Source organism: Polaromonas sp. P3_C2 (genome assembly GCF_056402675.1).
On sequence record NZ_JBFUGX010000122.1, the window covers coordinates 1 to 8,312 of the forward strand.

The window sequence follows — 8,312 nt, forward strand, 5'->3', positions numbered from 1 at the left end:
GGAGCCGGCTGAGGCCGCGAGTTTCTGGCTGACGCCTATTTCATCGCAGTTTTCAGAAAACCCCCTGTGTTGATGTTTCGCATGCGAAATGTCACCGGATTTTCTGTCGAATCGCGCCATTACTCTTTAGCCCCTTTTCTAAATTTTCAAATCGTTCCCACACCCATAATTGTGTAGCAACGAACATGTCATCCGTCTCACGAAGAGTTCCAGCTCTGAACGCCCGTTCGATATTGACGATTTGCTCTGCGAGGGCAATGCACCATTCCTTCGCAAATTCAACCTCGTCTCGCAGCACCGAATGCTTGTGCCCGAAATTCAATGCATTGCAAACCTCATTCCACCAGCGTTGAATTTTCACCAATTCACTTCGCGCGACCTCATTTGATGGGCGCACACCATCGATAACGCCCCAGTGCAGTGAACGGACAGCTTCACCCCGCAACTCTTCTTTAGCTCGACCCTCCTCGTAGTGCTTACTACACAAGCCACCAAGGTGCCAAATCTCATTACAGTGCGGATAGCGGCAAGTGGATTTATTTTTCATAGCCACCTACTATTGTTGAGGGCAACCAAGCCGCTGCTGCTCTGATTGAATTGCGAGCGTCCTCTGCCGATCCGGTCCGACAACTTCAGGTGCCTGGTACTGCCAGTTGGAGTATCGACTCCAAATCTTGTCACGTTCAAGTTTCAAAGCAGCACATCTAGTCGCCTTATCGCTCTGTGTCACATCTTGGGTAGCCTGCGCATTTGCTGCCCCACGCTGCGCCTCCGCAATCTGAACCTGCTGCTCCCAAGGCATACCGGCTGGCACGTTCGCGATGCGGTCAACATGTGCGTTCTGTGTATTGCAATGCTTGTTGCTCCAAAACGTACCGCCGGCAAAGGCCTTGCAGTGATAAATCGTGTCTGCCGAAGCCGCGAATGGGAATGTCAAAATCAGAAATGCCACGAGTTTCATATCGGCAGTCTAGCCGCTGGCAAGGGGCATGAACACCCCTAATTGGTGGAGCCGGGGACATTGCGCGAGTACAGAGCCGACGCGCAATCCAGCAATAACCCGGCCATCAAAACGACTAAACGGTATTCATGGCTCCCCCACTATCTCACTAGCAAAGTGGATGTCATGGAACCAATCATCGAAGTGCCACTCACCTTTTCGATGAAACGCGACGCCTCATAACAACGCGGAAGGAGCCCCTGGATCGGTTTGGATCTTGTTAAGCCGATCGCAAAGAAGCATATTGAGCTGTATTCCGGCCTGAACAAACAGCTTGGTAGTTCGGTCGAATTCGTTCTGCAAAAAACTCTTTGCCATAACCTCTGGATACGCTACCCCATCGTGCTCAAAGCGCTGTATCAGGATCGTGTGACGCTCCGCACGCTGCCCCGTCCAATCCTCGCTGAAGGATGGCAATACAACGCTTCTGTGCTTGGCTCGATTGGCAAGTGCCGATAGATGAGCTCCCCCATCCTTAAAGGAGTTCAATATTCGCCGAAGCTCAACTGCACCAGGTATAAGCTGAAGCTTCTGAGAAACAGAGCCGACGTTGACTTTATGAGCGTCAATGCTGTTGTCTAGATTGAGTCCAATGGCAAAGTAAATGACATGCGCCAATATGTCAGGTATTGAATGTAAGCTTTGAACACAAGCGGTGACTTGAGCACCAACCCGCAAAATAAACTCGTCGAACTCTTCCTGACCCCCGTCGAGACTCGTCCAATATAGAAATGTCTCTGGCAAATGTTCAGCGTTCGACTTTAGATAGTCTTCTAATAGTTTTCGGAAATCTTGATAGTGAACATACGCATACCCTTGTCGGTCAGCCACCGAACGTAAACACGGAGCTATGAGCTGAAGCTGATCCCGCCCATAAATGCGTTCCACAGTTTTTCTCGTCTCCTGAAGATCCCACGTTGTCATAACGATCACTCCCCGGTTTGACGTGCGGTATTTACTCGAGCACTCTACTATTTCATGGCAGGAATACATCCCGCAATTAGAGGATGATTTCGCATGCGAAACCATAACGAAGCCCCCTCCGCCCTCGTTATCGAGTCGAAACTTGATTGGCCGTGGTAGCCGTCCTCTGCAACCCCATCGTGATCTGCGGACTGTCGCAGGTTAGCGCCCGCACCTTGTCCTTCCACTGGATCGAAGCCGCACAGTCCGTCAGAGCCTTCCACTTGTAGCCCACCTCTTCCAGTTCCAGACTGGTCACCGTCGTCACCGGCATCCCGTTCTGACTCACGGTGATCACGTAGACGGTCCTGCCCTGCATCGTCATCCGTCCCACCACATGCAAGCCCTTGAGCCCATAAGGCTCCGGCATCTCGTTGGTCCCTGTCGGCTGGTCCGTCGCATGCTTGCCAATCACCTCCGTCACCGCCTGCACCGGCTGCGCCACCGCTTTCACGACTGAGGGCGCCGCCTGGACCGTCGTCGTCCGTTTGACGGTTGACTTAGGCTTCTCCGCCTCCGGCCAGAAGGCCCAGACGATAGCGACCGCTGACAGCGCCAGTACTCCCCACTTCAACCGGTTGAACTTCACAATGAACGGCGCCACATCCTGCGCCCCCGCCTCGGCCACGCTGTTGCCCTGCGTGTGGCTTTTGTAGAACTTGAAGAACTCCGGCTTGTACTTGCGTTCTTCCGTCGAGACCACCCCACCCCGGTAACCGCCATGCGTCTTGCGGATGTAGTGATCCGCCTTGCCCAGGATGTCCGCCTTGCGGACCTTGATCAGGATCGCCATCAGCCTGGCAATCGGCTGGTTCATGTCCCGGAACGACTGGGTGCCCAGCAACACATCGGCATTGAAGTGCCGGTGCAGCTTGTACCACTCCACCACCTGCGGATCCGTGCCAATGCTGGGCATGGCCACATGACACTCGTCAATGATGAAGAGCGGACCTTGCCCTGTCTGGGGATGCTTCCACTCGCTGTAGTACTCCCAGACTCCGCCGAACACCGACACCGAGGGATCGGGCTTTTCTGAGTGGCCGTCTTCAAAGAGTTTGAAGGCTTCTCCATTGCCCTGGTCGTCCACCGCTTCCGCGTCCCAGGTGCCGCGAATCGGCTGGGTCCGGGTGCGCAGCTGGATCAGGTTTCGATAGTCCGGGTTCACCGCGGCGAACATTTCCACCAGCAGCGGCAGGTTCGTGATGACCAGTCGCCCGCGCTGCAGCGCCGGCAACACGTGATAGACAACAGCTTCATAGCTCTTGCCCGAGCCCGGGATGCCTTCCAGGCCATTGATCATGATGCGCCCCTCATGATCCGAGCCTGACGAAAGGAATCAGCTGCAGTACCAGGCGAATCACAATCGCCGCCGTGATGATGCTGATGGCCGTTCCCACCCCGAGCAGGCCCAGGATGTTGAGGATTTCGCCGGGCAGCGGCCCTACCTGACTGGCGTAGCCATCCACCGCACTGGTGTCGATCTCGCCAATGGCCGAGATGGACACCTTGAGCACCTGCTCAAACAGCCAGGCAAAGACATCCTGACCCATGGCCCAGAGCGCCACGAAGATGGCGACATTGAGCGCCGCAAACCACTGCAGGACCGCCGTGATCTTGGCAAACAGCATCGAGAAGGCCGCACTCATGCTCAACCTCCAAAGATCAAAGCCCGGGCCAGCAGCAAGGCGCTGACCAGGATGATCAGACGGCCCCAGTCCCAGACATAACAAGGCGGCGCCACATCCCGGACTCCGAAGTCCGCCCAGACGGCAAAGCCGAAGTCCAGGTTCCAGGCCGGGCAGCTGCCGCCCGTGCCCACGCTGGGCATGAGCTTGCCCATCAGGTTGGCGACGGGGGTGGCCGTGAGAGCCGCCTTTTGTTCCCGCCAGACGCCGACCAGGCCCTCGGGGTATTTGCGTTCGTAGAGCTTGGGCACCTCGGGCAATGCCGTGTCCACCGGGGGCTCCTCCGGGTCTTTCTCCGGGGTGGTTTCGGTGCTAGTTTCCGTTTCGGTGATGTTGGTGACCGGGTTGTAGTTGGTGATGTTGGTCACGTTGGTGGTCGTGATCTTGTTGCCTTCGTAGGTGTGGTTATGGGTCACGGTTTCCGTCTTCACGTTGCCGTTGGGCAGGTTGGTGACCTTCTGGGTGCCAGGGGTGCTGGCGGGGCCGCTCAGGGAGATCGGTCCGATCTCGATGGCTTTGGGGGATTGGGCAATGGCCTGCTCCAGCAGGGGGCCGATGGTGGAGCTGGTGGGCCAGCCGCTTTTGGAGGCAATGGCGTCCTGCAGCTCCTGCAGGCTGGAGGGGGTGCCGGGGTTGTCAGTCACAGGTGGTGCGGAGACCTGGCCGATGGGCCAGTCCGCATAGCCGGCATAAGACCCATCACTTCGCTCCGTCGCCTCGGCATGGCAGACATTGCCGCTCACGGTGCCCTTGTACAGAAACCGGACGTTGCTGCGGCTTTCGGCGCTGGCCGTGCAAGCCTGCGACTTGCTCGGGTAGAAGGTCGCAAGCACCGAGGTGTTGTACTGGTAGCACGGCGCCACCGTACAGACGTTCGGGTCGAATTTCGTGATGGTGATGGTGCCGGAATTGCCGGCGCGGTTGCAGCCGAAGTCCAGTTCCTTGCAGAAGTTCCAGAGCGCTGAGGCGACGACGATGGGACCGGCGACGCGGCCGAACAGGTTGCCGAGGGCGACGGCGACCTTGGCGGCGGGGATGCGGCCGAAGCCTTTGACGGCTACCGGGTTGCCGGAGGGATTTTTGGCAGTGGTGCCGCCTTCGACCTTGGGCAGGCCGCCGTCGGTTTTGACGGCGTTGTCCCAGATGATCTGGCCGGCGCTGGCCGGGGGAATGGTGGTGACGGGACCGGGGCCGGTGAAGACCACCGTGCCGCCAGTGGTGCGGAAGATGTCGTAAGTGCCGGTCTGGGCGTGGGCTGTGCCCAGGCACATCAGCAGCAGAAATAAACCACTGAGGAGGCGTTGGCTAATCATTTAGCGGCCCCTCCCGAGTGCGAGACACAAACCGATGCCGCTCAGAGCACCGATCAGGGCGATGATGGCCCAGAACAGGGCGATGAGGGCACCGGTGAGCATGGCAACCCCCTTAGACCTTGCGGATCACGCGCTTGGCGATGTCCGGGCCTTTGAAGGCCAGCGCGATGCCGACGATCAGGAGACCAATGGCCACGACCTTGCCGGTGACCGTGCCCAGGCCGATGGCGTCGAGGAATTGGTCCAGCACGCTGGGGTCGGCGGTCTGGGCCATGGCGCGGTTGGCCAGCAGCATCAGGCTGGTGCCTGCGGCGGCGGCTTTGCCGACAGCGGTGCTGCCGTATTTTTTGGCGACGTTGAAGAGCTTCATTTGAATTCCTTTTTCAAATGGTGCTTTCCGGAACATCCGGAACTACACCCGAGAGGCCACGACGTTTCACAACGCTGGCAGCCTCCCGGCTGGAGTCAAACCTTGCGGATCAAGCCGGTCGCGATTCCAATGCCGTAGCCGATGAGCCACATGGCCAGCACGGCGGCAAATCCTCCTGTGTAGGTTTTAAGAACAGCCTGGGGGGTGATGCCCAGGAGGGCGGGGTCCAGCGTCTCGGCCAGGCTGAGAGACGAGACGTTGGCCGGGGGACACGGGTCGATGTCTTGGGTGCAGATCAGAAACCGCATTTCAGTCCTCCGAAACTTTCTCGGAGCCGCATTCGGGGCATTCCAGCTCAGCGTCGTCGGGGTCGGCTTCGGGCTCGACCTTGAACTCCACATAGTGGCCTGCGTAGCCGCAGGCGCTGCAGCTGAATTGCGCCATGGCGTTTCCTTTCAGCGCGCCCGGTGGCGCAGGGTGGCGCGGGCATCACGCACACCGAGGCGCAGGACCTCGATGCAGGTGATGAGCGCCTGGTGGATATAGACCCACGCCGCGCTGAAACGGTTGTGGGTGCGGATGGGGTTTCGCATGCGAAACGTCTCAGTCGTTGGCGTCGAGTGTCATGTCCACCGGTGTGACCATGGAGATCTCGCCGGTGTCCTTGTCGGTCGAACGGAACGCCTTGCGGGTGTAGCCGCCGAGCTTGCAGTCCACCGTGATTTCGTCACCCTGCTGGCCCAGGCGCTGGTTGCTGCGCACTTCGACCACCTGGGGGCGGGTGTAGGCGTCGGCCGCTGGGGTGATCAGGCGGGTGTAGTGTTTTTTCTCATGGCGGCGGGCGGCTTCGATCTTGCCTTTGATGGTGACTTCCATGAAGCGCTTGCCTTGCATGGGCTGGATGTTGTTCGGTTGTGCTGACATCAAATACTCCTTACGCGGCAAGCCGCATCAAATCCCGGCTGACGTGGTATTCGGGGCGGTTCCGAGCCGGAGAAAAACAAAACCGCCGGTCCACGCGTTGCGGCGTGAAATCGTGAATGAGGGAGTCGTTGGCTGTGACGACGATGTTGGAAGCGCGCCAGCTCACGCCGGCGTCTTCCAGCAACTTGCGATTGCGAAAGAAGGTGGCGCGGCTGTACTTGGCCCGGACCACGTTCTCGTTGAGCGTGCAGAGCGCGGACCAGAAGCCGTAGAGCTGGCCGCCGCGCGTGTCGCCGTAGGTGTTTTGCAGCCGTGTGATCACGGCTGTGGTGCTGCGTACTGTTTCCATCGCTTGCTTCCCTTCTCTGAGCAGTCGCTCAATCTCTGTGTCGTGAATGCCTTCCAGGTAGTCATCGGTGACTTCGGCCACGGTGGGGTTCTTGCCGAAGTCGTACTGGAATTTGTCGCTGTGAATCTCGACCTCGACGCGCAGCCGGTTGTCGGCCAGGCGTTGCAGGGCTTTCAATTTGCGCTCGACGCGGCCGGGATTTTTCTCGTTGGTGCCGTGGATGTGATCGAAGAGGATGCGGAAAAAACTGCGCAGGCGTGAGTAGTCGTGAAGCTTGAATTCGTCACCCTTGTGATAGAACTTGACGGTGGTGGTTTTGCCGGCGAAGTAGACGGCCATGTCGTACTTGGCCGCTTTCTTCTGGCGGCGGGGGAAGTTGCGCAGCTGAATGCTGTCAAAGAACTCTTTGCAGGCGGGTTTGCTAAGGTTGTAGACGTGTGCCACATCTACCCGGTGCACGGTCCAGCAGTCCGCTGGCGGCATGTCTGTCTCCAGCAGCTTCTCGACCAAAGCCACAAGGTAGCGTGCCGCTTCCTTGAAGTCAGAAGGGCCACCGTAGACGTTGTGGCCCAGCATGACCTTGTGCACGCTGGCTTCGATCAGGAGGTAAGGCTCGCAGGCGTGCAGGCGAGGGCGGCCAAGCTTGTCCAGGACGTAGTCCTCGTATTTGGGCATCACGGAAATGCGGGAGTCCCAAGAGCCGAGCAGCTGGCCGCTGAAGAGTTCGTACAGGACTTCGCCGCTGGAAAGGTCGCACCCAGACCGCAGAATGCACTGTTGCTCGATGCGCCGCATGATGGTGCGGTCGATCGGGGGGGACTTGATTTTGATGGTGTCGTAGGCCATCAGAATTCCGCTGGGCTGGAAACAGGCCGAGTCTCATGCGTGAGACTGTCAGGCGGTGCTACCACGCCCGCCTGACTAAAAGCGGGGTCGGGGAAAGCCTCGCTGCGGCAGCCATCCGGCAGCGCTGGTATCCCCGCAAGCGGGGCCCCTCCAGCGCTGTCGGCTGGTGCGCAGCTGCAGGTGGGTCCGCCACACACCGCGACGTTTCCACAAGGTACGGTGACCCTGGTGCGCTCCGGCCACAGGGTCTCTAGGGTCCAGCAGTCTTTGCCACTCGGTGTGGTCCAGGGCGCACGGATGATGGCGCAGTAAACGATCTTTCCCTTGCGGGCGACGACGTGCTGCACGAGGACCTGGCGATCGCGGGCGGCTTGGCCGCAGCGAGCCGCGTGGGCCTCGTGGGTGTAGGGGTCCATGACTGTGAGCGTCATGCGATCACGCGAACGGTGACGGGGGACATGCCGAGGGCCAAGATGCTGCGGAGGTAGACGGCGGCGTCTGCGGCGCTGTAGCCGGACTCAATGACCACATCCCCCGTGCCGAGGCTGTCGGTGTATTCGAGTTGATACAGAGTCGTGCGGTTTACCGTTTGAGCAGTTGAATCACCCCCAGATTGAAGGAGGCTAGAGCGGGTGCTTTCAGCCAAAATGACCTCCAACACAAGGAGGGAGTTGAATGAAAAGCTTGATCTGGATGGCAGCGCTGTTCGTCATCATCATGGTGGTCATCACCATCTTGAAAGCGAAGCGAGGGGAATCAGAGCCCGCAGGAAGTCGGGATTTACGAAAGAAACGGCCGCTCACTGAGCGTGAGCAAAGTATGTTTCTTCGGCTCTGCACCACTTTTCCGCAGCATGTGGTCC

13 protein-coding genes are annotated in these 8,312 nt (G+C 58.9%); 1 reads left to right on the forward strand and 12 read right to left on the reverse strand.

The window, feature by feature from the left end:
- Positions 1 to 91 precede the first annotated feature (91 nt).
- The 12 genes from AC1DWI_RS07360 to AC1DWI_RS07415 all read right to left on the reverse strand — a co-directional run bounded on the left by AC1DWI_RS07360 (position 92) and on the right by AC1DWI_RS07415 (position 7,450).
- The gene (locus AC1DWI_RS07360; RefSeq protein ID WP_477668229.1) at positions 92 to 547 is read right to left on the reverse strand and encodes a hypothetical protein; all 456 of its coding nucleotides are present in this window, start codon (positions 545 to 547) and stop codon (positions 92 to 94) included.
- A gap of 9 nt (positions 548 to 556) precedes the next feature.
- Entirely contained in the window at positions 557 to 961 is a 405-nt protein-coding gene (locus AC1DWI_RS07365; protein ID WP_477668228.1) for a hypothetical protein, read from the reverse strand.
- 216 nt (positions 962 to 1,177) lie between these two features.
- Positions 1,178 to 1,924 carry a hypothetical protein gene (locus tag AC1DWI_RS07370; protein ID WP_477668227.1) on the reverse strand — a complete coding sequence of 249 codons (747 nt, stop codon included), beginning with the start codon at positions 1,922 to 1,924 and terminating at the stop codon, positions 1,178 to 1,180.
- A 127-nt stretch (positions 1,925 to 2,051) separates the two neighbouring features.
- Complete coding sequence (locus AC1DWI_RS07375) at positions 2,052 to 3,263, reverse strand: zonular occludens toxin domain-containing protein (protein ID WP_477668226.1); 1,212 nt, start codon at positions 3,261 to 3,263, stop codon at positions 2,052 to 2,054.
- A 10-nt stretch (positions 3,264 to 3,273) separates the two neighbouring features.
- Positions 3,274 to 3,609: a DUF2523 family protein gene (locus AC1DWI_RS07380; protein ID WP_477668225.1), complete on the reverse strand. Its 336-nt coding sequence runs from the start codon at positions 3,607 to 3,609 to the stop codon at positions 3,274 to 3,276.
- Between the two features lie 2 nt (positions 3,610 to 3,611).
- On the reverse strand, positions 3,612 to 4,961 hold the full coding sequence (locus tag AC1DWI_RS07385) for a hypothetical protein (RefSeq protein ID WP_477668224.1): 1,350 nt from the start codon (positions 4,959 to 4,961) through the stop codon (positions 3,612 to 3,614).
- Between the two features lie 112 nt (positions 4,962 to 5,073).
- On the reverse strand, positions 5,074 to 5,331 hold the full coding sequence (locus AC1DWI_RS07390; RefSeq protein ID WP_477668223.1) for a hypothetical protein: 258 nt from the start codon (positions 5,329 to 5,331) through the stop codon (positions 5,074 to 5,076).
- Between the two features lie 95 nt (positions 5,332 to 5,426).
- Positions 5,427 to 5,639, reverse strand: coding sequence for a hypothetical protein (locus AC1DWI_RS07395; RefSeq protein ID WP_477668222.1), 213 nt, complete (start codon positions 5,637 to 5,639; stop codon positions 5,427 to 5,429).
- 1 nt (position 5,640) lies between these two features.
- Positions 5,641 to 5,775 (reverse strand): hypothetical protein, encoded by a 135-nt coding sequence (locus AC1DWI_RS07400; RefSeq protein WP_477668221.1) that lies wholly within the window; start codon positions 5,773 to 5,775, stop codon positions 5,641 to 5,643.
- Positions 5,776 to 5,786: 11 nt separating this feature from the next.
- Positions 5,787 to 5,924 carry a hypothetical protein gene (locus tag AC1DWI_RS07405; protein ID WP_477668220.1) on the reverse strand — a complete coding sequence of 46 codons (138 nt, stop codon included), beginning with the start codon at positions 5,922 to 5,924 and terminating at the stop codon, positions 5,787 to 5,789.
- Between the two features lie 10 nt (positions 5,925 to 5,934).
- Positions 5,935 to 6,255 carry a single-stranded DNA-binding protein gene (locus AC1DWI_RS07410; protein WP_477668219.1) on the reverse strand — a complete coding sequence of 107 codons (321 nt, stop codon included), beginning with the start codon at positions 6,253 to 6,255 and terminating at the stop codon, positions 5,935 to 5,937.
- 10 nt (positions 6,256 to 6,265) lie between these two features.
- Entirely contained in the window at positions 6,266 to 7,450 is a 1,185-nt protein-coding gene (locus AC1DWI_RS07415; RefSeq protein ID WP_477668218.1) for a phage/plasmid replication protein, II/X family, read from the reverse strand.
- 675 nt (positions 7,451 to 8,125) lie between these two features.
- Here AC1DWI_RS07415 and AC1DWI_RS07420 point away from each other — a divergent pair.
- A partial coding sequence (locus AC1DWI_RS07420) for a hypothetical protein (RefSeq protein WP_477724607.1) occupies positions 8,126 to 8,312 on the forward strand: 187 nt, incomplete at its 3' end.